This is a genomic window from Microvirga lenta, from assembly GCF_020532555.1.
Taxonomy (GTDB): Bacteria; Pseudomonadota; Alphaproteobacteria; order Rhizobiales; family Beijerinckiaceae; genus Microvirga; species Microvirga lenta.
Map to the genome: position 1 here is coordinate 384616 of NZ_JAJBBR010000008.1, position 21035 is coordinate 405650.

At 63.4% G+C, this 21035-nt stretch carries 21 protein-coding genes and 1 pseudogene; 9 read left to right on the forward strand and 13 right to left on the reverse strand.

The window, feature by feature from the left end:
• Positions 1 to 87: 87 nt before the first annotated feature.
• Complete coding sequence (locus LGR44_RS14590; RefSeq protein ID WP_377033180.1) at positions 88 to 411, reverse strand: PRC-barrel domain-containing protein; 324 nt, start codon at positions 409 to 411, stop codon at positions 88 to 90.
• Positions 412 to 474: 63 nt separating this feature from the next.
• A pseudogene (locus LGR44_RS14595) lies at positions 475 to 1020 on the reverse strand (hypothetical protein); the annotation flags it as partial.
• 131 nt (positions 1021 to 1151) lie between these two features.
• On the opposite strand from LGR44_RS14595, the gene LGR44_RS14600 reads away from it, so the two are divergent.
• The 4 genes from LGR44_RS14600 to LGR44_RS14615 are packed head-to-tail and all read left to right on the forward strand — an operon-like array spanning position 1152 to position 2362.
• Positions 1152 to 1394 carry a hypothetical protein gene (locus LGR44_RS14600; RefSeq protein WP_226741428.1) on the forward strand — a complete coding sequence of 81 codons (243 nt, stop codon included), beginning with the start codon at positions 1152 to 1154 and terminating at the stop codon, positions 1392 to 1394.
• Positions 1395 to 1432: 38 nt separating this feature from the next.
• Positions 1433 to 1798, forward strand: a complete 366-nt coding sequence (locus LGR44_RS14605; protein ID WP_226741429.1) for a hypothetical protein — start codon at positions 1433 to 1435, stop codon at positions 1796 to 1798.
• A 6-nt stretch (positions 1799 to 1804) separates the two neighbouring features.
• Positions 1805 to 2071, forward strand: a complete 267-nt coding sequence (locus LGR44_RS14610; protein WP_226741430.1) for a DUF5985 family protein — start codon at positions 1805 to 1807, stop codon at positions 2069 to 2071.
• Positions 2072 to 2362 carry a DUF5985 family protein gene (locus LGR44_RS14615; RefSeq protein ID WP_226741431.1) on the forward strand — a complete coding sequence of 97 codons (291 nt, stop codon included), beginning with the start codon at positions 2072 to 2074 and terminating at the stop codon, positions 2360 to 2362. It abuts the gene before it with no gap.
• A gap of 84 nt (positions 2363 to 2446) precedes the next feature.
• On the opposite strand, the gene LGR44_RS14620 is transcribed toward LGR44_RS14615, so the two are convergent.
• Positions 2447 to 3640, reverse strand: a complete 1194-nt coding sequence (locus tag LGR44_RS14620; RefSeq protein WP_226741432.1) for a YihY/virulence factor BrkB family protein — start codon at positions 3638 to 3640, stop codon at positions 2447 to 2449.
• A gap of 188 nt (positions 3641 to 3828) precedes the next feature.
• Here LGR44_RS14620 and LGR44_RS14625 point away from each other — a divergent pair, with 188 nt between their 5' ends.
• Entirely contained in the window at positions 3829 to 4725 is an 897-nt protein-coding gene (locus tag LGR44_RS14625; protein WP_226741433.1) for a pirin family protein, read from the forward strand.
• A gap of 63 nt (positions 4726 to 4788) precedes the next feature.
• Here the strand turns inward: LGR44_RS14625 and LGR44_RS14630 are convergent, their stop codons facing one another.
• From LGR44_RS14630 to LGR44_RS14655, 6 genes are all read right to left on the reverse strand, one after another.
• Positions 4789 to 5529, reverse strand: coding sequence for a PRC-barrel domain-containing protein (locus tag LGR44_RS14630; protein ID WP_226741434.1), 741 nt, complete (start codon positions 5527 to 5529; stop codon positions 4789 to 4791).
• Positions 5530 to 5928: 399 nt separating this feature from the next.
• On the reverse strand, positions 5929 to 6978 hold the full coding sequence (locus LGR44_RS14635; protein WP_226741435.1) for a sensor histidine kinase: 1050 nt from the start codon (positions 6976 to 6978) through the stop codon (positions 5929 to 5931).
• Positions 6975 to 7406, reverse strand: coding sequence for a response regulator (locus LGR44_RS14640; protein ID WP_226741436.1), 432 nt, complete (start codon positions 7404 to 7406; stop codon positions 6975 to 6977). The genes LGR44_RS14635 and LGR44_RS14640 overlap by 4 nt, the downstream gene beginning before the upstream one ends.
• Positions 7406 to 9514, reverse strand: a complete 2109-nt coding sequence (locus LGR44_RS14645) for a PAS domain-containing sensor histidine kinase (RefSeq protein ID WP_226741437.1) — start codon at positions 9512 to 9514, stop codon at positions 7406 to 7408. The genes LGR44_RS14640 and LGR44_RS14645 overlap by 1 nt, the downstream gene beginning before the upstream one ends.
• Before the next feature lie 522 nt (positions 9515 to 10036).
• Positions 10037 to 10702: a hypothetical protein gene (locus LGR44_RS14650; protein WP_226741438.1), complete on the reverse strand. Its 666-nt coding sequence runs from the start codon at positions 10700 to 10702 to the stop codon at positions 10037 to 10039.
• A gap of 33 nt (positions 10703 to 10735) precedes the next feature.
• The gene (locus LGR44_RS14655) at positions 10736 to 11368 is read right to left on the reverse strand and encodes a hypothetical protein (RefSeq protein ID WP_226741439.1); all 633 of its coding nucleotides are present in this window, start codon (positions 11366 to 11368) and stop codon (positions 10736 to 10738) included.
• A 707-nt stretch (positions 11369 to 12075) separates the two neighbouring features.
• Between LGR44_RS14655 and LGR44_RS14660 the strand changes: the two genes are divergently transcribed.
• Positions 12076 to 12258: a hypothetical protein gene (locus tag LGR44_RS14660; protein WP_226741440.1), complete on the forward strand. Its 183-nt coding sequence runs from the start codon at positions 12076 to 12078 to the stop codon at positions 12256 to 12258.
• 397 nt (positions 12259 to 12655) lie between these two features.
• Here LGR44_RS14660 and LGR44_RS14665 read toward each other — a convergent pair whose 3' ends face one another.
• The 4 genes from LGR44_RS14665 to rfbB form a co-directional block, all read right to left on the reverse strand.
• Entirely contained in the window at positions 12656 to 12916 is a 261-nt protein-coding gene (locus LGR44_RS14665) for a helix-turn-helix domain-containing protein (protein WP_226741473.1), read from the reverse strand.
• Between the two features lie 1035 nt (positions 12917 to 13951).
• Positions 13952 to 14821, reverse strand: coding sequence for a glucose-1-phosphate thymidylyltransferase RfbA (gene rfbA / locus LGR44_RS14675; RefSeq protein ID WP_226741441.1), 870 nt, complete (start codon positions 14819 to 14821; stop codon positions 13952 to 13954).
• The gene (rfbD, locus tag LGR44_RS14680; RefSeq protein WP_226741442.1) at positions 14818 to 15726 is read right to left on the reverse strand and encodes a dTDP-4-dehydrorhamnose reductase; all 909 of its coding nucleotides are present in this window, start codon (positions 15724 to 15726) and stop codon (positions 14818 to 14820) included. Before rfbD ends, rfbA begins: the two co-directional genes overlap by 4 nt.
• A gap of 136 nt (positions 15727 to 15862) precedes the next feature.
• On the reverse strand, positions 15863 to 16924 hold the full coding sequence (gene rfbB / locus LGR44_RS14685) for a dTDP-glucose 4,6-dehydratase (RefSeq protein ID WP_226741475.1): 1062 nt from the start codon (positions 16922 to 16924) through the stop codon (positions 15863 to 15865).
• Between the two features lie 293 nt (positions 16925 to 17217).
• On the opposite strand from rfbB, the gene LGR44_RS14690 reads away from it, so the two are divergent.
• From LGR44_RS14690 to LGR44_RS14700, 3 genes are read left to right on the forward strand one after another with little or no spacing between them, the layout of a single operon-like run.
• Positions 17218 to 19296: a glycosyltransferase family 2 protein gene (locus LGR44_RS14690; RefSeq protein ID WP_226741443.1), complete on the forward strand. Its 2079-nt coding sequence runs from the start codon at positions 17218 to 17220 to the stop codon at positions 19294 to 19296.
• A complete protein-coding gene (locus LGR44_RS14695; RefSeq protein ID WP_226741444.1) occupies positions 19187 to 20242 on the forward strand; it encodes a hypothetical protein in 1056 nt (351 codons plus the stop codon). Before LGR44_RS14690 ends, LGR44_RS14695 begins: the two co-directional genes overlap by 110 nt.
• Positions 20239 to 20982 (forward strand): hypothetical protein, encoded by a 744-nt coding sequence (locus LGR44_RS14700; RefSeq protein WP_226741445.1) that lies wholly within the window; start codon positions 20239 to 20241, stop codon positions 20980 to 20982. Before LGR44_RS14695 ends, LGR44_RS14700 begins: the two co-directional genes overlap by 4 nt.
• Positions 20983 to 21035 lie beyond the last annotated feature (53 nt).

Consider the following 21035-nt stretch of genomic DNA (forward strand, 5'->3'; position numbering starts at 1 on the left):
ACATGGGACGGCATCGACCTTCCATCTCTCGGCCAAGGTTGAACGAGAAGCCGGGCCGTTTGGTTCACTCCGATCTCCATCGGAAGGCTAGATGCCCCAGTAGTAGCGGGCGCCGTAGTAATCGTGCAGGGCCCGCTCCCGATCCCGATAGAGCCGGCTCTCGCCCTCCTCGCCGAAGAGCGCCGGAGCGCCGCGCACCTGCTCCTCGGTCACGTCGGTCCGGTAGCCGCCGAGATCCGTGTCGTAGCGAAGGGTCTCCCAGGGAATGGGGTGCGTGTCCTCGCCGACGCCGAGAATGCCGCCGAAGGCCAGCACCACGTAGGCGACCTGCCCGCTCACCTTCTCGATCATCATGCGCTTGACCGCGCCGATATGCTTCCCGTTGGGATCGTAGACGGACGTGCCCTCCACCCGGTCGCTGGCGATCAGGGGCTCCGGCGAGGTCGTGCGGCCGGCGCCAGCCTGGGCGGCGGCCGGACCGGCCCTGTCGTCCGAGCGGGTCCAGCCGGACGCTTCATAGACCCGCGCCCGCGCCCCCACATCGACCGCATGGCCCCGGGCCAGGATGTCCTGCGCCGCCGCGTGCCGGTCGTCGTCGACCCGGACGGAGACCAGGGCGCCGCCCCGATGCACGCCTTCCGCATAGACTCGGGCATCCTCGTCGTTGAGACCTGCCCCCGTCAGGGCGCCGATGATCCCGCCGGTGGCGGCTCCGGCTCCTGCCCCGACGGCGGTGGCGGCGAGCCATCCCGCGGCCACCATGGGGCCCAGGCCGGGAATCGCCACCAGGCCGAGCCCGGCGAGTAGACCGGCCCCTCCCCCCACGGCGGTCCCGACGGCCGCGCCGGTGCCGGCCCCGTCCTTGGCATCCTCCGCGTTGCCGAAGGAAACCGTCTGCCAGTCCTCGGACTTGTTCGCCACCATGCTGATGTCGCTGGAAGGAATGCCGGCCGCCTCGAGGTCCTTTACCGCCTGAACGGCATCGCGGTAGCTGTCGAAGAGAGCCGTAACCGTCCGCATCATGGGAAGTGCTCCTCTCCAGAAGGGTCTTCCTAAGAGGCTACGCTTTCAGTCGAGCGAAATCGTGACGGCGTGCTGCGGACGCATTTTCGCCCCTGGACCGCAAAAAGTTGGGCACTATATGCGCGCGCATGCAACTCGACCGATATCAGATCGTGCGCGCCGGCGCCTTTTGGGCTATTCAGCTGAACGCAAGCACCCTTCGCACCTTCGCCAAGAGAAGGGATGCGATCAAGGCTGCGATCGAAGCCGCTCTCCAGTCCGGGGAAAGCGGCAATGCTGCCGAGGTCATGGCTCAGGGCCGGGACGGCAATCTCGTGCCGCTCTGGACTTTCGGGCGAGATGCTTACTCCTCCGAAACCGTTAGCCGCTAAGGCCTCATCAGCATGAGAAGAAAGCGGATACTGGTTTGATGGATGATGAACTGCGCGAATTCCTCCGGCACTCCCTCCGTTCCGTCTGGAATATCGAGCTTCTGCTCCTGCTCGCCCGTCACCAGGGCCGCAGCTGGCCCGCCGGGGACCTGGTACGGGAGCTGCGCGCCAGCGATCTTGTGGTGAGCCAGGGCGTCGACGGCCTGCAACAGGCCGGGCTGATCATCGCGGAATCCGGCGAAACCTATCGTTATGCGCCGGCCTCGCCGAATCTGGATCGTCTCGTTCAGCAACTCGAACGGGTCTATCGCGAGCGCCCCTCGGCCGTGACGAAGGCCCTTTTCTCGTCACCCACCGACAGGCTGACGACCTTCGCCGATGCGTTCCGTCTGAAGAAGGAATAAAACCGCATGCTGAGTTTTCAGGCGACCATCTATACCCTCTGCCTCCTGGCGAGCGCCGGCTGCGCCTCGCTCCTCGTGCGCAGCTACCGGGAAACGCGGGCGAAGCTCCTCCTGTGGAGCGCCCTGTGCTTCGTCCTTCTGGCATTCAACAATCTCTTCGTCGTGATCGACCTGCTGGTCCTGCCGAGCGTCGATTTCGTTCCTTTCCGGCACCTGGCGTCCCTTGCCGCCGTGAGCGTCCTGCTGTTCGGCTTTATCTGGGAGACTGAATAAGTGAGCAACGCCGCGTCGCAATTCATCTCGGGCATGATCACGATGGGCTTCCTCGTGGCGGGCCTTCTCTTCCTGCGCTTCTGGACCCGCACCCGCGACATGCTGTTTGCCGCCTTCGCGGCCGCTTTCGCCCTTCTTGCCGCCAACCAGGCCCTCGCCGCGCTCATCGACGTGCCGCGGGAAGAGCGGAGCTGGATCTATCTCCTGCGCGTCGCCGCCTTCGTGCTGATCATCGCGGCGGTGGTGTGGAAGAACAGAGGCGCCGTCGCCCTCTCCCAACGCCGGGAGTGAGAGGCGACCGGACAATCTCCTCATGCAAAGGCGCAGATCCCGTGGGACCTGCGCCTTTTCTCGTGCCGCGAGAGCTCAGGCTGCTCAGGCCTTGGCTTCGCCCAGGGTATCCGCCATCTGCGCGCCGCGTGCGCCCATGGGCTCATGTGCGCCCTCGGTACTGTCCTTGGCCGTCTGGTGTTCGACCTCGGCATTCAGTTCGGCGCCCAGGAGCACGACGATGGTCGAGAGCCAGATCCAGGTCATGAAGCCGATCACGGCGCCCAGCGAGCCGTAGGTCTCGTTGTAGCTGCCGAAATTGGACACGTACCAAGAGAAGAGCGCAGAGCCCGCGAGCCAGAGAACGGCGGCCACCAGGCTTCCCGGCGACACCCAGCGCCACTCCGGCTTGTCGCGGCTGGGACCGTAGCGGTAGATCACCGAGAGCCCCGTGATCACGATGAGGAGCAGGACCGGCCAGCGCGCCAGCGAAATCAGCGTCTCCGCCGTGCCTCCCAGGCCGAGGAACCCGAGGACGACGGGAAGAACGACGATGCCGCCCAGTGCGAGGAGGATGAAGAGAATTCCGCCGAGCGTGAATGCCAGCGACTGGAGGTTCAGCATGACGAAGCTTCTCTTCTCGTCCTCCTCGTAGACGATGTTCAGCGCATCGATGACGGCCTTCACGCCTGCATTCGCGCTCCAGAGGGAGACCAGGAGGCCGAAGATGAAGCCGAATCCGAGGGCGCCGCCGCCCTGCGATGCGATGCGCCTTACCTGCTCGCTGATGATTTCCATGGCGCCACCCGGAAGAACCCCGGATACCGCGCTGAGATGGCCCTCGATCGTTGCCGGATCGGAAAAGAGGCCATAGATCGAAACAAGAGCCGCAATGGCCGGGAACAGCGCCAGCAGGGCATAGAACGTCACGCCGGCGGCGACGGCCATGATCCTATCCTCGCCGAATTCCTCGTAGACCCGCCAGAGGATGTCCTTCCAGCCCGGCGTCGGAATCTCCGTGGGCGTGTCCGCATGCCGTCCGCGTTCCTGTCCGCCCTGGTCCTGGCGGGCTTCCTTTCCCGCCGTGGCATTCTTCTTGGGGAAAGGGGCACCCCTCCGGCTGCCCTGCTGAACCGCATCGCCACGCCCTGCCGGAACATCGCGCCGGTACGCCGGAGCATGGGCCGGCCGGGTGCCGCCGGCGACGAGCTTGAGAAGGGCCCATCCCGCGACCATGGCCCACATGGTGGTTGCGGCGGACGGATATGTGGGACGGCCTTGCGCGGGACTGTTTGCCATGGCGTAGTCAGCGATGCTCCTCTCCCAAGCGGTCATTGCTTGGCTTTTCCGCTAACTCCCGGACGGAATTGACGGTTCCCGCTCCCGCCGAGCATGCTGCCCCCCGGCCACGCCCGCGCCTCACTCGAAGCGGACATTTTCGAGCGGATGGGGCACCGTCGCTGCCGAGGAATGCGCAGGAGGATCAGATGCTGGACATGGTGATTTCGGCCCGGAGACGGGATCTCGGCGGCTTCGAGGTCGGGCGGGTGCTGCCCTTCATGAAGCGCCGCATGGTCGGGCCCTTCATCTTCTTCGACCATATGGGACCGGTCGACCTGCCGCCCCATGTGCCGCGCAGCACCGATGTGCGCCCTCACCCGCATATCGGGCTGTCGACCGTGACCTACCTCTTCGATGGCGAAATCATGCACCGGGACAGCACCGGCGCCCGTCAGGCTATTCGTCCCGGTGCCGTGAACTGGATGACGGCCGGAAGCGGGATCAGCCATTCGGAGCGGTTCGACGGACCCATCCGCGAGACCGGCGGGCGCATGCACGGCATCCAGGCCTGGGTCGCCCTCCCCGAGACCTTCGAGGAGACGGATCCGAGCTTCATTCATCATGGTGCGGAAGAACTGCCGATCTTCGGAGAGACCGACGTTTCCGCCCGCCTTATCGCCGGCGAGGCGTTCGGCCTCGCCAATTCGGTCACGACCCACTCTCCCCTCTTCTATCTGCATGTCGAGCTGGATGCCGGCGCCCGGATCGGCGTTCCGACAGGCTATCCCGAGCGGGCCGCCTATGTGGTCCGGGGACGGATCGAGGCCGACGGCCACCCATACGAGGCAGGGCAGATGCTGGTCTTCGCAGGCGGGGACGACCCGGTCCTGAGAGCGCTCGAGCCCACGACCGTGATGCTCCTGGGTGGAGAGCCCCTGGGGCCACGGCATATCTGGTGGAATTTCGTGTCGTCCCGCAAGGACAGGATCGAGCAGGCCAAAGCCGATTGGCAGGCCGGCCGAATTCGCCTTCCCCTGGACGACGACCGGGAATTCATCCCCCTCCCCGAAGAGCCGAGGCCTTCGCCGGAGCCCATGTCCTGAGCTGCCCCAGTGAAACGAAAAAGGAGCCCCGGACGGGGCTCCTTCCTTGTCGTGGACTCTCGCTTAGCGGGAATAACGGAATTCCGGCGCCCGCTCGAGCATCTCCTTGGTGGCGTTCGGCAGGATGGCGCGCTCCGGATAGTCGCGCATCTCGTCGCCGGCCGTGGCACGCACGCCGTAGGCATCGCCCACCGTGCCGGTGGTTGCAGGCGAGGCGTTGTTGGTCATCGCCGTCGTGGTGCCCGCCGTGCCGGTGGCGCCCGTAGCGGCGCGGTTGTTGTTGGCCGGCGCCGCGCCGGTCATGGCCGTGTTGGTGCCGGTCTGGCCGCCTGCGCCCATGCCCGTGCCGGCCGTGCCGACCGTACCGGCCGCGCCGGTGCCGGTCGCTGCCGTGCGAGCCTCTTCCTGCTGCCACTGCAGCGCATTGAACGGCACCGCCACGCTGCGCTCGCCGATGCCCAGGAAGCCGCCGACGCCGATCACCACGGCCTCGACCTGACCCTGCTCATTGACCAGCACTTCGCTGATGTCGCCGATGCGCTCGTTGTTCTGGTTGTATACGTTCACGCCCTCGAGACGCGAGGCGCGCCACAGGTCAGGGCGGTTCTCGGTGACGTACTGGATATTGCCGCCCTGCATGGTGGCCGCCGAACCCTGCTGGTTCATCTGCGTGCCCTGCTGGTTCTGCTGGATGACCGGAACCGTCGTGGTGGTGCCGGACGGAGCCGTGGTGCCGGTCTGCGCCAGCGCCGGAGCCGATAGAAGCGTGCCCGCAAGAAGTCCGATGGCGACACGATTAAGCATGTTTTCCTCCGTTGATTGAGACCAGGGCGCTTGGAAGCGCGCACCTCTTGAGAACGGACTTCTCGGGAGTTGGTTTCCAAAAAACGGACTCTCGACCCGGAAAAGCGGGCCTCTTCTCTTGGCTTGTCGAGAAATAAACCGAAATCACACGAAAAGATCAGAGACTCAGCTGCACATCGGCAGTGCCTTTGGCGCACGATTTCGCATATATAGCAGACGAAAGCACGATATATTCCTTAATATACGTCAGCAGCAGCACCGTTCATAAATGATCCTGGACGAATTCTGCCGGTATATTGATCGTACATCCAGCCTGCAGCAGGTCTATTTTGACGCTAATATATAACATATAAGAGGATAATTGTCGGCGTTCCCCGTCCGGTGGCGCAGGCGCTGCCGTCAGTTCGAGAACAGAAGCGCGGCGCGCGTACCTGCGTGGGTCGGGTCGAACGCGATGGAGGAATTGAGGTTCGACACCATGGCCTGGATGATCTTGGTGCCGAGGCCCGTGCCCTGCACGATCCCGTCGCCCCGCCACCCGATGCCGTCGTCCTCGACGACAAGGGAGGCACGGTCCCCGAGGGACGTCAGGGTGATCCGGATATCGCCCGAACGGCCTGGAGGATAGGCATACTTGAACGCGTTGGTGACGAGTTCGGTCACGATCACGCCGAGAGACACGGCCTTGTCGGTCGGCACGCGAAGCGGTTCGGCGCGCAGCTGGATCACGTGCTCGCGCCCGGCGGCCCGCATGACCCCCTCGAGCTCTTCCACGAGGCCCCGCAGGTAGGTGTCCATCTCCACGAAACGGACATCCTCGGAGGTGTAGAGGCGGCGATGAATCTGGGCGATGGCCGTGATCCGCCCCTGCGTTTCCGTGAGCGCATCCCAGGCGGCGCGATCGGACTTGATGGCGCGCTGCTGCATGGCCACGAAGGACGCCACGAGCTGAAGGCTGTTCGCGACGCGGTGATTGACCTCGCGCAGAAGCATCTCGGCCCGCTCCCGAGCCTCCTGCATCCGCCGGTCGGCCTCCTCCTTCTCGCGCCGCAGGCGTTTGGCCTCGATCGCCTGCTCCACCGCCGTGTGCAGGAGTTCGACGAAGGCACCGCTCACGTCCTTGATCACGTAGTCCGCCGCCCCGGCCTTCATGGCGGCGACCGCAATGCGGCCTTCATCCGAACCGGTCACGTAGACGACGGGAGGCGGATCCGGCAGCGTCTGGACCTCGGCGAGGATTTCCAGCCCTTCCCGGCCCGGCATGAAATGGTCGAGCGCGATCGCATCGAAGGAACCGGAAGAAAGCCGCGTTAGGCCCTCGTTGCCGGATTGGACATGGGTGACGGAGACCCCGTGACGCGCGAAGGCCCGCTCCACGAGACGGCCCAGCCCTGCATCGTCGTCGATGTAGAGAATGCGCCGTAAATCCGGGTTGGAGGAGCCGCTCACGATGCCTCGGGTATCTGGATGACCGACAGGAAGAGCCCGAGTTGCCGGATCGCCTGCGAGAAGGTTTCGTACTCGACGGGCTTGGTGATGTAGACGTTGGCGCCGAGATCGTAGCAGCGCTGGATCTCGCGTTGGTCGTCGGTGGTCGTCAGGACGACGACCGGCGCGAGACGCAGCTTCTCGTCCCGCTTGATCTGCGCGAGGATGTCGACGCCGCTCATGTCCGGCAGGTTGAGGTCGAGTAGCACCAGGAGCGGACCGCCGTTGCGGATGGCGGGATCGAGCAGGTGCTGGAGTGCAGCCGTGCCGCTCGTGTAGTGCCGGATCTCGTTGCAGACGCCGGCCCGCCGGATGTTCTTTTCAATCAGGCGGGCATGGCCCTCATCGTCCTCGACCATGACGATGGTGACTGACTGGTGCTGGGGCATTAGGCGGCCTCTGATGCGATATGAAGCGTTTTGGGCAGAAGCACCGTGAAAGTCGAGCCCTGACCTGGTTGCGACGACACGCTTATAGCCCCGCCGAGGCGTCGCACAAGGGAGCGTACATGCGCCAGGCCGATGCCCTCTCCGGGCCTGTCCTGCGACCCGGCCCGCCGGAAAAGGTCGAAGATGCGATCGAAATCCTTCCGGTCGATGCCCCGGCCGTTGTCTTCGACCTCGTAACGGAGATATGCGCCCGTTTCATCCCCCCTGACCACGATGCGGCCCGGTCGGGCGGGATCGAGATATTTTGCCGCATTGTCGATGAGATTGCCGAAGATCTGCTCCAGGGCGAGCCGGTCGCTCGTGAGGTCCGGCGCAGACTCGATGATGAATTCGGCACCGGTTTCCTCGAACTGGTGTCTCAGGCTCTGCTGACAGACCGCCAGGAGGTCGCGCATGGCGACCGGCTCCGGAGTGAGAACCCGGCGCCCCTCGCGGGAGAGCCTGAGGATGGCACCGATGAGGCGATCCATCTTGGCGGTCGAGGTGCGGATGAAGGAGATCGCCTCGGGCAGGTCCTCCTCGATGGCGACGCGCGCCTCCTGGGTGGCGAGATCCGGCGCCCGGTCCTGGACGGCTGCATGGTAGCGCTCGATCGCCTTGCGGGTGGCTTCGAGCTCGCTGGTGAATCCCATGATGTTGACCAGGGGCGCGCGCAGGTCGTGGCTCACGATATAGGCGAAGCGCTGGATCTCGTCGTTGGCGGCCTGCAGGTCGGCCTCCACTTCCTTGATCTCGGAGATGTCCGTGCAGGTCCCGAACCAGCGCTCGATCTCGCCGGCCTGGTTGCGGACCGGCAGCGCCCGGCCGAGCGTCCAGCGGTATTGTCCGCTGCGGTGCCGCAGCCTGTATTCGATCTGGTAGGGCTCCCCGGTCGCGAGGGAATGCTGCCAGAGCTTTCGCGCCCGATCCCGATCCTCGGGGTGGAACATGCCGTTCCACTCCTCTCCGTCCGTCGAGCCCTCGTGCATGCCGGTGAACTCGTACCAGCGGGCATTGTAGTAGTCGTGAAAGCCGTCGGCGCGGGTCGACCACACCATCTGCGGCATGGCATCCGCAAGGATGCGGAACTTGCGCTCGCTCTCCTGGAGGGCCTGTTCGGCCAGAATCCGTTCGGTAATGTCGTGGCCCTGGACGAAGATGCCCGACACCGTGCCGTCGGCTCCGACGATGGGCTGGTAGACGAGATCGACGAAACGCTCCTCGGGCGTGCCGGCCGGCTCGTGCTGGAGCAGGACCCTCAGGTTTCGCCCGACGAACGGCTGCCCGCTGGTGAAGACGTTGTCGAGGAGCTCGAAAAAGCCCTGCCCCGACACTTCGGGCAGCGCCTCGCGGACGGTCTTGCCAACGACATCCCGGTGGCCGACGAGCTGGAGATAGGCCGCATTGGCCAGTTCGAAGCGGTGCTCGGGCCCTGCGAGGACCGCCATGAATCCGGGGGCCTGCTCGAACAGGCGCCGGAGGTGGCGGCGCTCCGCGTCGAGGGAGAGGTTGGCCTCCTGGACCGCCTGGGCCCGCCGGAGCACATCGCCCTCGACCTGGGTTGCCGGCTCCGCCGCCCCGGGGAACGACCGCGCCGCCATGCGCAGGCGATGCAGTTCGGTGACGTCGACCGTGTGCTGGAGGATGCAGAAGACCTCGCCCGCCGCATCGAGGAGGGGCGTGTGAGTGGCGCTCCAGAACCGCTCCTCGAAGCCGTTCCCGTCCGGACGCGGGATATCGTAATGGATCAGGGCCAGGTGATCCGGGCTGCGGTTCTTGAGCGCCCGATCGAGGGACGCCCGCAGCTGCTCGACGCTGGCGCCCTCGCCCGGGAAGGCCTCGAACATGTTGCGCCCGGTAATGTCCTCCCGCGTGCGCATGGTCACCCGAAGGTAGGCCTCGTTCATGCCGAGGATGGTGAAATCCGGCGCCAGCAGCACGTAGGGGTTCGGAGAGGAATCGAACAGGGCTTGGTAGTCGATCGGCGGGTTTCCAGCACCTGTTGTTCCATCTGCAGGGGGTGCAGGGGGTGCAGGGGGTGCAGGGGGTGCAGGGGGTGCAGGGGGCAACGGGAGCGACTTTCACGAAGCGACTGCCGATTGGGCAGGATCTCTGAACTCTGCCGCTAAAGATGGGAAGGCTCCGGAGAAAGAAAAGCCGGTTTGGGGCGGCTCACCGCGAGTTTGGGGAGAGCACTACGAGCCTTACAAATGACGGATGAGGGCCATGCGCCGGTCCTGATTGGACTAAAGCGTCGGCATCGAGCTGGTGGGTTTGTTCTGCCAAACTCCAGACGTGGACGCCGAGGACCATGAGCCAAGCAGACCCAGATGTCCAAGGTTTGAGCTCATCTCCGGTCTCGTCCGCATCGATCATTCCCATTCACCCCAGTTTGTCCCGACCGGGAGGCCCATTCTTAGGTCGGAGAACCCGTGGTTTTGTCCCCGTCGCGGGTTTGGCCTCTGCTGGTGTCTCCTTCGCATTCAGCGACAGGATATTGCCCTGGCCTCCGGGCAGGAGTGATTCACGTGGGCCGCTCGGGCTTCCGGGCCCGCTCTTTGCGTGAGCCAAGTGGGTTCGTTCTGCCAGATTCAGCTCTCCTCGTCGCTGGAAGGGGCGGAACCCTCGAGAGCAAGGAGAGCCTTGACCGCGCTGCGCCGCCGTGACAGCGCTCGGCGCTCATACCGTTCGAGCTTCTCGAGCCGGGACCAGGTCAACCGGGATTGTGCGGAGTGCTGTTTCACCCGCTGTTGGGCCAGCGGACGGCTCTCCTTTAGCCGCCGCACCTCGAGCCCGACATGGTAGCGCTCGAGGAGATTAGCGTTAAAGAGTGCGGTTATTGCGGGCCCACCGCCATTGTCATAGGCGCGTAACGTCTCGCGACGTGTGGGCGGACGCGGCAGCACCGGCAGAGGTGGCAACCGTTTGTCTGCCGGCGGGGGCGGTGGCAGATCGAGGAGGCTCACCAACTCACCGATAGCCTGTGCCCGGGCCTGGCGCACACGAAGCACATCGATTGCGGCCTCGGCCAGCTGCGTTGCAGCCTCCACGATGGCCGGGTTCGTGGTTTGCCCGCCGGCGATATGCCGTGCCAGTTGCGCCGCCGCCCGGGCCAAGTCTGGGACAGCCGAGACTGGCACAGCGAGACTGTGCCTGGTGGCATTGCGGCGGGATGATGCCTTGCCCGCGGCCGAGCGCGGGCCGGTGCTGCGCTGGGCATTCGCGCGATTGGCGGTAATTTTGCGTTGTGAGGTCATTCGGATTTTGCCCTCAGCCTAGGGGACAGCATGTCACCGTTCGGTGTTGGCGTAGCCGCTCGCGCGGAGCCGGCGGGCAAACGCATCGCGCCGCCGATCGATGTCCCGGAGCACCTTGTTCCGACGGAGATCCGCCCCTGTGATCATGCGCTCGATCGGGCCGATCTGATCGAGCTTGTCGATAAGGGCCTCTGCCAAGATGGCGTCCATGTCCTTGCCAAAGTGCGCCAAGACCCTCTCGACTTCGGCCGTGGCCTTGCCGTCGCCCTCGGCAAAGCCGTTCACCAGCTCGGAAACGGTAAACGTCTGAGTGCCATCAATCACGCCAGCGTTACCGCTGCGCAACAGCCTCGCCAAAGCGGATTTTGCCGCACTGATCAGAAGGCTTGCCTGAATCCGCCGCAAGCGCATGGCCTCCCATTTGAGGTCGGCAATGTCCTTGACCCACAGCGTCTCGATAGTGTCGCTGGGCGCCACGGCGGCGGCGATTTCCGCCAGCAGCTCGTCGTAGTCCTGTTCACTCTCGCCGATCACCAGCGGACGCTTGGCGACGAGCAGCCCGAGATTGGTCAGAGCGACCAGAGTGTCACGGCCCGGCGGGGAGCGTCTGATGCGCTCATCCTGAGTGGCCGGCAGATGGGCATTTGTTGCAAGATTGCGTGCCATAGCGAGATCCGTCCTTTTCTCATGTCGCTCGGTCGGCCAGGCCGGGGCCGGTATGCCCTGAACGTGACCAGTGCTGCTGCGCCGGTCCGATCGCCTTCCGCCGACGCGCTATGACGGATGTAAGAGCGAATTGTCGGCTCCCTAGGACCTCGCGAAAGTTCCCTGTGGAGCACTCTGGTGGATCAAGGCCAATGAGCCGGCAGGCAGGGTCAGGTTGGTGATCCGCGGCATCGAATTCTGGCCGCTGGATGCGATCGGCCCAGAGCGCCGCGACCCTCCTGAGGGTGGCGGCAAAGGCACGAGATCCGGAAGGTGACCTGGATCCGATGCGGTTGCCCGACGCTGTGCAGGAAGCGACGGCACCCGCAGGAGACGGCCATGAGGGCCCCAAACCTGGACAGTCTTTAAGGGGTGCGCATAGGATCGGTATGCTCCGGCTACTCCCGCTGTCCGCCGGGATCGGGCGGGTGGCATCACACGCTGCAATACCGTCCGCAGGTGCGGCGAGGAGCGGCGCAGCCGGGGGAGAGTGCTTCCGGTAGGATCCTTGCGCTTCGGGACATCTCGGCTCACGACCATCGTGTGCTATCAAGATCGTCGTAGGAGAACGAAGACCTTGGGCAGTGACACGGCACCGAATCCGGAAGGCAAGTGGCGAATGTGTTCGGTTGAACCGAGGCGGCCGAAGGCCTCACGGGGGAGATGGTATGCCAGGTCCAGACCTCGTTGATCGTCTCAAAGCGGCGTCGGACCATGACGAAGGGATCCCGGCAGCCGACGCCCAGGCCTTGTTTCTTGAAGCGGCGGAGATGATTGAAATGCTCCGGTCACTTCTGGAGCCGGTGACGGACGGCGGGCTTGAGGATTTGGAACCGAAAGGTCGAGCCTAGGCTCGGATGGAGTGGTTCAATGCTTCGATCCTGAAGTAGGGTCGGATCCGTTCATGATGCTGGCGTGGATCTTTCTGATTCCAGGCTGGACCACGCCACGACCGGCCCTTGGCCTTCTCCCGGATCGGCCAGTTTCGCTCTTGGGCATCGGACGAAGCCGCCCCGCCCCTCGGTGGCAGAACCACGGCTGAACCAGCGGCGCGTTCAAGCTGCGATGCGATCGGTTATTCGCCCTGCTGGCCCACATTCCAAAATGACGGCAGTGTGCGAGCGCCTTTGTGCGGATGGGCTGCACAAGTTCAGGCTCGTCCGAGCATCTGGCTGGAAGGCACTGCTAATCCCCTAAAACCCACGAGCGAGTTCCTGAACACCACCCAATCGAAGCTTGTTGCTGGTATCAGGGCTCGGCGGGACCTTTTCGGATAGGGTAGCGCAAACGGACACCAGGACCGCCACCGTTTTCAGGGATGATCTGAACGCCAGCAGCTTCCAGTGCTCGGGATAATGCTCCAAGAGTTGGACCGTGAGCGTTCAAGACACCCGGCTTCGCTTCAAGCCGTTTGATTGTTGGCAGTGATACGCCAGAAGCCGCCGCCAGATCCTTCTGCTCCCAACGTAATAGCGCCCGGGCAGCACGGACCTGCTCACTTGTTAGCACCAATTCGAGCCCCTAAGCATTTTTTGATACCTAAAGTATTGACTTTGGCAGGTCAAAATGATACTTTAGGTATTATACATCCTGAGGTTCACCATGTCATTCATACTTCGAACTACTTGGCCTATCACCCTCATCCTCTTGCTGTACCCGATACCGAGCGCGGCATTTCATCTTGTGGCTCATTCCGAGGCTGCAGCCAAGGGCCGTGATGCACTTCAGGCAACTGCGTCTCTCCTCTTGGTTCCGCAAGCAGCCCCGATAGCTCCGATCGAAGGACCTTTGTCACGAGGAGGAGCAGGGACTGAACTCAATGGTTTTCCCTTTTACAACAGGGAGGCACTACGATGACACAGAGACCACCACGCTCCCTTCCGCGAAGGACAGTATACAGGCCGAAGTTGTCTACGCGGCATGCCTCCCCGACTGTTGCATCATTAGGAATGCGGGTGTGTTTAGTTCCGGCTAATCCAGAACGTGAGCGCCGGCTATCGGACCTGATTGATGCGTGTGAAACGCTGCGCACCGAATGGGAGCGACTGTTTCAGCGGATCATCGCGTATCTTGATGAAGACAGTCGAAAGCACTGCCATGACAACCGCTCCCTACACCGCCCCCACCCGTGACGGAGGTATGCTATGTGCTTTGTTGAAACAGAGGATATGGGCACGACATCCCGTCGCAGGCTTACGCCCCATCGGCGACTTCAGGTGTGGGAGAGGACAGCAGGCGTCTGTGTGATCTGCCATCAAAGGATCAATGGCGTCCGCGAACGCTGGATTGCCGAGCACTTTCGCGCCCTGGAACTTGGTGGCACAGATGAACTGGCGAACCTAGGGCCCGCTCATGAGCGATGTGCGAGGTCGAAGACACAAGACGACCACCGTCGGGCGGCAAGGGCCAAGCGGCAGAAGATCCGTCATCTCGGGGCCCATGCCGCCAAACGCCCCCTCCCCTTCGGCAGGAATAGCGCTTGGAAACGAACGTTATCGGGTCAAATCATTCCCCGATAGCGCCAGGTAGGGACGAACTGCGCACCTATACCTGATCGGCAATCCGCATTAGGTATTTTCCGTAGCTGCTTTTGGCGAGTTCCTGGCCGAGTTTGATCAGCTGCTGGCGATCGATCCATCCCATGTTGAAGGCGACCTCCTCCGGACAGGCAATGCGGAACCCCTGCCGCTTCTCCAGCGCCCGCACGAACTCCGCCGCCTCCACCAGGCTGTCCGGCGTACCCGTGTCGAGCCAGGCATAGCCGCGCCCCATGCGCTGCACGTGCAGCTGCCCCCGCTCGAGATAGGCCCGGTTCACGTCCGTGACCTCCAGCTCCCCGCGCGCCGAGGGCTTGAGGCCAGCCGCGATCTCCACCACCTGCTCATCGTAGAAGTAGAGCCCGGTCACCGCCCAGCTCGACTTCGGCTGCGCCGGCTTCTCCTCGATCGAGATCGCCCGCCCCTTCGGGTCGAACTCGACCACGCCGTAGCGCTCCGGATCCGTGACGTGGTAGGCGAACACGGAGGCGCCGGCTGGCTGATCCCGGGCCTCCCGCATCAGCTCGGGCAGGCCGTGGCCGTAGTAGACGTTGTCGCCCAGGATCAGGGCCGACGGCCCCCCGGCCACGAACTCGGCCCCGATGATGTAGGCCTGCGCCAGCCCCTCCGGCTTCGGCTGCTCCGCATAAGACAGCCGGATGCCCCAGCGCTCGCCGCTACCCAGAAGCTGCTTGAACCGCGGCAGGTCATCGGGTGTGGAAATGATGAGGATGTCCCGCACGCCCGCCAGCATCAAGGTGGTGAGCGGGTAGTAGATCATCGGCTTGTCGTAGATCGGCAGAAGCTGCTTCGACGTGACGTAGGTCATCGGATGCAGCCGCGTGCCGGAGCCCCCAGCCAAAATGATGCCCTTCATGATCGGGTCTCCTGAGCTTTCGCCTCTTCGAGGAGGCGTTTGATGCATGGTTCGAGAGAGGTGTGCCAATCCGGCAGGGCGACCCCATGCACGCTGGCAAGTTTGGTGCAATCGAGCCTCGAATCATCGGGCCTTCTTGCGGGCGTCGGATAGTCCGCAGCCGCAATCGGACGCACGCGCGCTGTCGGCCCCCCATGGCGGGCCGACAGCCGGAAGATCTCCGTGGCGAACTCTGCCCAGCTGGCTGTGCCCAATCCGGTCATATGGAAGATGCCGCGCAAACGAGCCTCGTCCTGCCTGGCCAGCAGATTGCGGGCGATGGCGATGACACCGTCGGCGATATCCAAGGCGCTGGTCGGAGACCCGACCTGATCGGCCACTACGCCGACCTCGTCCCGCTCCCGGGCCAGGCGGAGCATGGTCCTGACGAAGTTACGGCCGAAGGGGCTGTAGATCCAGGCGGTCCGCAGGATGACGTGATCGGGTGCCTCGGCCGCGACCGCCCGCTCGCCCAGGAGCTTGGAGGATCCGTACACGCCGAGGGGCCGGGGCTCGTCGCCCTCGCGGTACGGCCGCCAGGCCGTGCCGTCGAACACGTAGTCGGTCGAAAGATGGATGATCGGCACGCCCATCGTGGCCGCCGCGCCGGCGACCGCGCCGGCGCCGATGCCGTTGACGGCCTCCGCCAGTTCCGGCTCGGCCTCCGCCTGATCCACGGCCGTGTAGGCCGCCGTGTTCACGATGAGATCGCCTCCGGTCTCGACCAGGATGTCCTCGATGCCGGAAGGATCGGCCAGATCGAGCTGCGGCCGCCCGAGCAAGACAGCGGTCGCCCCATGGGCGAGCACCCGCTCCGCAAGCGCGCGGGCGACCTGGCCTTCCTTGCCAATCACGATGAGGCGCATTGAATTCTCTTTGAAAGCTCTATGCCCGGTTTAGGCGAGGGCACCTTTTCGTCCTGCCCGATGGATGATGCTGTCAGCTCATTGGATCTTGGATGGACTCGGCTGCGGGACTGCACTCCAGGCACCCAAGATACGTCTAGGCAACAATTCCAAGTCGTTCGCCGCGATATACCCCAGAGCGGACGCGTTCCCACCACTCGCGGTTGTCCAGGTACCACTCCACCGTCTTGCGTAGTCCAGTCTCGAAGGTCTCTGCAGGACGCCAACCGAGGTCACGCTCGATTTTCGAGGCGTCGATGGCATAGCGCCGATCGTGCCCGGGCCGATCAACGACGTAGGTGATGAGTTTCTCCCGGGGACCGATACCCGTATCGGGGGCCAATTCGTCGACGAGAGCGCAGATGGTGCGAACCACGTCGATGTTGCGGCGCTCGTTATGCCCGCCGATGGCGTAGGTCTCGCCCGGAAGCCCCCGCTCCGCCGCGAGGATCAAGGCTCGTGCATGGTCGTCGACGTAGAGCCAGTCCCGAACGTTCTCGCCCTTGCCGTAGACCGGGAGTGGCTTTCCCTCGAGCGCGTTGAGGATCACCAAGGGGATAAGCTTCTCGGGGAAGTGGTAGGGCCCGTAATTATTGGAGCAGTTCGTGACCAGCGTCGGTAGACCGTAGGTGTGATGCCACGCGCGCACGAAATGATCCGATGCGGCCTTGGAGGCGGAATAGGGAGAAGTCGGTTGGTAAGGGTATTCCTCATGGAAGAAACCCTCGTCTCCGAGGGAGCCGAAAACCTCGTCGGTCGACACATGGTGAAAGCGGAAAGCCGCCTGTCGCTCCGGCGAAAGGCCGCGCCAATACTCCAGAGCCGCTTGGAGCAGGACATAGGTGCCGATTACGTTGGTTTGCACGAACTCTCCAGGTCCGTCGATAGACCGGTCCACATGGCTCTCGGCTGCGAGATGCATGATCACGTCAGGCTGGTAAGCCTGGATGATCGAGCGCATCCGCTCGGGATCGGCCACGTCGGCACATTCAAACCCGTATCGCGGATTGTTGGCGACAGGCTTGAGGGAGTCCAGGTTGCCCGCATAGGTCAGCTTATCGACCACGAGCACCTGATAGAGCGTGTCTCGCACGAGCATTCGGACAACCGCCGAACCGATGAATCCGGCGCCACCGGTTACAAGAAACCGCTTCATGATGCCCCTTGCCTGCTGAAAAGCCCTGGAAGGAAAATTAGCCGCACAACTTCTGCTTGAAACAGAACATACTTCGTTAAAGGCGGATATACTCCGACAGGGTCTTCTTGCCAACACCCTTGGGATTTCCGCGCTGCCCGCGCGGCACCGCCTCTCCCTTACCCCCTCCCTGTGAAGAAAGGCCTCATTGGCGGCGATTGCAGGGGTCAGGAGCCGTCTCTCGGCTACCCCCTTCTCAAAGGGAGGCGAGCACGCTAGTAAGCATGTTTCCTCGCGAAAAGCGATAGGTCCGCAGAATGGATATCACCAGCAATCCCACAGAAAGGATCGGCCGAAATCCTAGTCTCAGTGTGATTATCGGCATTCGCAACTGGGGACTGGACAGACTGGAAGTCGCCATCCGATCGCACCGATCGTCCAATACTGAAGATTTAGAGATCGTCATCTCGGATTACGGCTCCGACAACAGCTCTGCCGTTCGAAAAATCGCAGAGCGGTTCGGCTGCGGCTATGTTTATACCGACGCAGATGTCTGGAGTCGCTCCGCTGCCTTGAACGCTGGCATCAGGATTGCGTCCAGCCAGAACATTTTGACGACGGACGGCGACATCATCTTCTCACCGAGATCGCACGAGGTCCTGCTTAGCAATCTTTCTCGCATGCCGGATTCCGTGCAGATCATCCAGTGCCGGGACCTACCGGAGGGTTATGGCGCAGAGGGCCTTTCCTCCTTCGACTGGGACGAACTCTGCAGCGTATCCTCCATCCGCCCCCGATGGGGCATGGGAGGTTCCGCGACCTTTACCAGGGCTCTTTTCTCGCGGCTTCATGGCTTTGAGGAGCGGATGACCGTGTGGGGCGGCGAGGACAACGACTTCGTGCAGCGTGCACGCCGATCCGGCGCTCTGCTGAACTGGGTCGAGGATCCCGCGGCGCAGATTTACCACATTTGGCATGCTCCGGACTCCCGGGGAGCCTCCCCTGCGGGAGCAAAGACCATCGAGCAGAACAAGAAAATTCTGCAGAACGATCACACTATCGTCAGAAATCTGTCGCGCTCCTACAGAGGCTCGGCACCGTTCGTTCCAACGGTCTCCATTGTCATCCCCATTGGAGAGCGCCCGGGTTCGCTCCGTGAATCGCTTTCAAGCTGCCTTCGTCAGACGTTCCAGGATTTCGAGCTTCTCGTCGTCAGCGATGGATCTGGCGAAGGGCTGAGACCCATATTGAACGCTTTCGACGACAAGCGCATCAGGCTGCTGGAGCTCGGCGAGAGCCGAGGACCGGGCTTCGCCAGGAACTGCGCGACCGCATTGGCGCAGGGGGAGTTCATCACGATCCACAGCGACGAGGACATCATGCTCCCTCGCCGGCTGGAGCGGCAGCTTGCCGCAATCATCGACGACTGCGCCGGCTCCTATGGAGGGTCGATCGGGTTCGACGACCAGACCGGCGCATTGACGCTCAACCCGGGCCGCAGGGCCTTCGACTGCGCGTCCATGATGTTCGGCAGGACACCCAGTCACACGAGCTTTCTCGTCAGACGCCGGGTGCTCGAACACTACCGCTACAATGAGAATTTCCTAGTCGATTCCGAGTATCACCTTCTGAACAGGATCGCGCGCGCAGGCATCCGGCTCACTCATTGCGGCCACTACGTCGTCTTTCGCCGCATTCATGCGAACGATCCGGCAGGAACCTACCTTTCGGCTCAGAAGCCGACTGCGGGGATCAGCAAGGCCATGGCTCGCAGCACCGTCTCGGCCGACCGGGATCACCAACTCGGGAAGGCGTCGCGCGCGAATCCGCAGGCCGAGATGGACCTTTCGGAGGTCATCGACGCGATCCGCCATCTGCCGCCGCGGCTCCTGGCGAAAAGCATGCGGCTGGAATTCATGGTGCCCCTACCGGGGAGCAGCGACACCTTCAAGTTCCTTGCCTCAGCACTGGCGTCTCACCGGAGCATTACCTTCGAGTTCGATTCTGAGGGATCACGCGGCATTGTCGCCGTAACAATTCCTCTCGATGATGCGTCCTCCTCCCAGGACGACATCGCCTCACGCTTCGCCCGGATTGGGACCATCGCCAGCGCGGATGAAGTCGTACTCCCCCTCGCCTATCCCAATCTCCCCATCCTCGAGCACGATCTTCTGAGCGGGCCCGACCGAAAGGGTGAGACGCTCGGCGTTGGCCGCGACATCGAAGGGATTCTTCGCGTTATCGGGAAGCATTGCGGTCGCTGCGTCCTTTCCACTGGCGAGGATGATGGATACCGGCTCGATCTTCCTCCCCTGGGCCCGGCCACCGGCACTCTCGTACGGGCGAAGCTGGGAGGTTTTCTCACCAACGGCCGCCGCGTCGACGCAGAGGTTTGAAGTGAAGACAGAAACTGTCATCGAGTCCTCCGAGCGAACTACCACGGTCCGGTACACGCCCGAAAACTATGATGCCTATCCGCCTGCGGCGATGGCCTGGGTGGATGGACGGGTCATCGAGCGCAACAGGGACCGGGAGGCGGCAGCTCATGCGCTCCTTCTGTTTCCGTTCGTGTCGGGTCGCCTCTGCCCGGCCCGCGGCTGCGGTGTCGATGTGGCCAAACCCCTGCGCGAACTTTTCCTGCCGAGAAACGTGCTCATCGAAGGCGTCGAGATGGCGCCCGCCCGCATTCCGACCGGGACGCGGACTGCCATCGTGTGCGACGGGTCCTACCGGTCGGCGGCGTTGCTGAAGACTCGAAAGGCGGATCTCTCATTCAGGCTGAGCGAGAGCGCCTATACGACGTTGATTGGACCACGCAACGTGGTGGTCGCCTCCAACTTCGGCGTTTTTGCGAACCAAGAAGGCCAACTTAACATCCTTGTGCCGGCGATCGCCGCTGCGCTGCTGTTTTGCGAGGACCTCGGCATCGTTCGCCTCGTTCTGCCGGTCCATGACCTAACGGCTGAGGAAGCGGAACTGCTCGGGCGGCTTTCAGCGCTCTTGGCGTCTGTGAACATCTCTGTCGAAACTCCTCTTCTGGGCATGGATTTCGCGGCTCTGTCCAGGAGCCTGCCGGACCTGTCCGGGCTCGAAATATTCCTTGCCGAACGACACGAGCACATCACCTGCGTCGAAGATCTCCCCGATTTCTGGCTCGCGCAGCTGCTGCTGGCGCAAGCCTCGGGCGACAGGACAGCGACCACCCAGGCTCGCGACCGAGTAAAAATCCTCCTGCGGCGTGGCTGCAGGCTCTCCGCCGGTGAACAGGACCTGCTCTCGTCCGCCCAGAGCGCCTCCAACGGGCAGGTCATTGCTCAACCTGACATGAAGAGCACGACGTGACCATATTAAGAGCGATCAAGAACCTCATTCCATTGTCGGCCCGTCGTTCTCTGAAGGAGCGGCTTCCTACGCAGTTGGTCGGCCTGATCGCGACCGCGCCGGCACGCGGAGCGTCGAGCGCGCAGACCAAGGCAAGCAAAAGCAAACCCATCGCCGAGAAGCCGCAGTGCCCGATCTGCGGCACTCCCTTTCCTCCTCCGGACGAGCAGACGACCACATGCGCCGGGTGCGGATCCGCTCCGCATCACCGTCGGCTGGCGCTGGCTGCCTATGCCTGCGAGCCGCTGCCAAATCGACGCGTCCTGGCGCTCGGCTCCGACCCTCTTCTGAAAACCATCTTTGATGGAATGGACGGCATCCATTTTGCGGAGGATCTCTCCGAGGTCCCGCCCGAGCTTCACGGCCGGGTCGATCTCTGCGTCCATTCAGGCTTTCTCCGGAATGACGACCCAAGGCCTGAGAAGGCCCTGAAAAGCATCGATGCCCTGCTATCACCCGGCGGCCGACAGGTCTTTGCGCTCGGCGCTGTGGCGGGCAGCTGGCGCAAGCTCAAATGGCGGCAAGATGAAGAGGCTTTAGTCCAATGGCTGCGCCGAAAAGGTTGGCTGGAGCCTTTGCCATTCGAGCCGATGAGCTTCTATGGCGCGAACGCAGCTGCGACATTCGGCTACGAGAGCCCCGATCATAATACCTCCGAGGCCGTCGTCATTCTGCTGAAAACCTCGACGAAGGTCGGCTGAAATACGCCCGACCAGCAGTTTCTCCCTGGGTAAATGTCCAGGCGGGTTCGGGA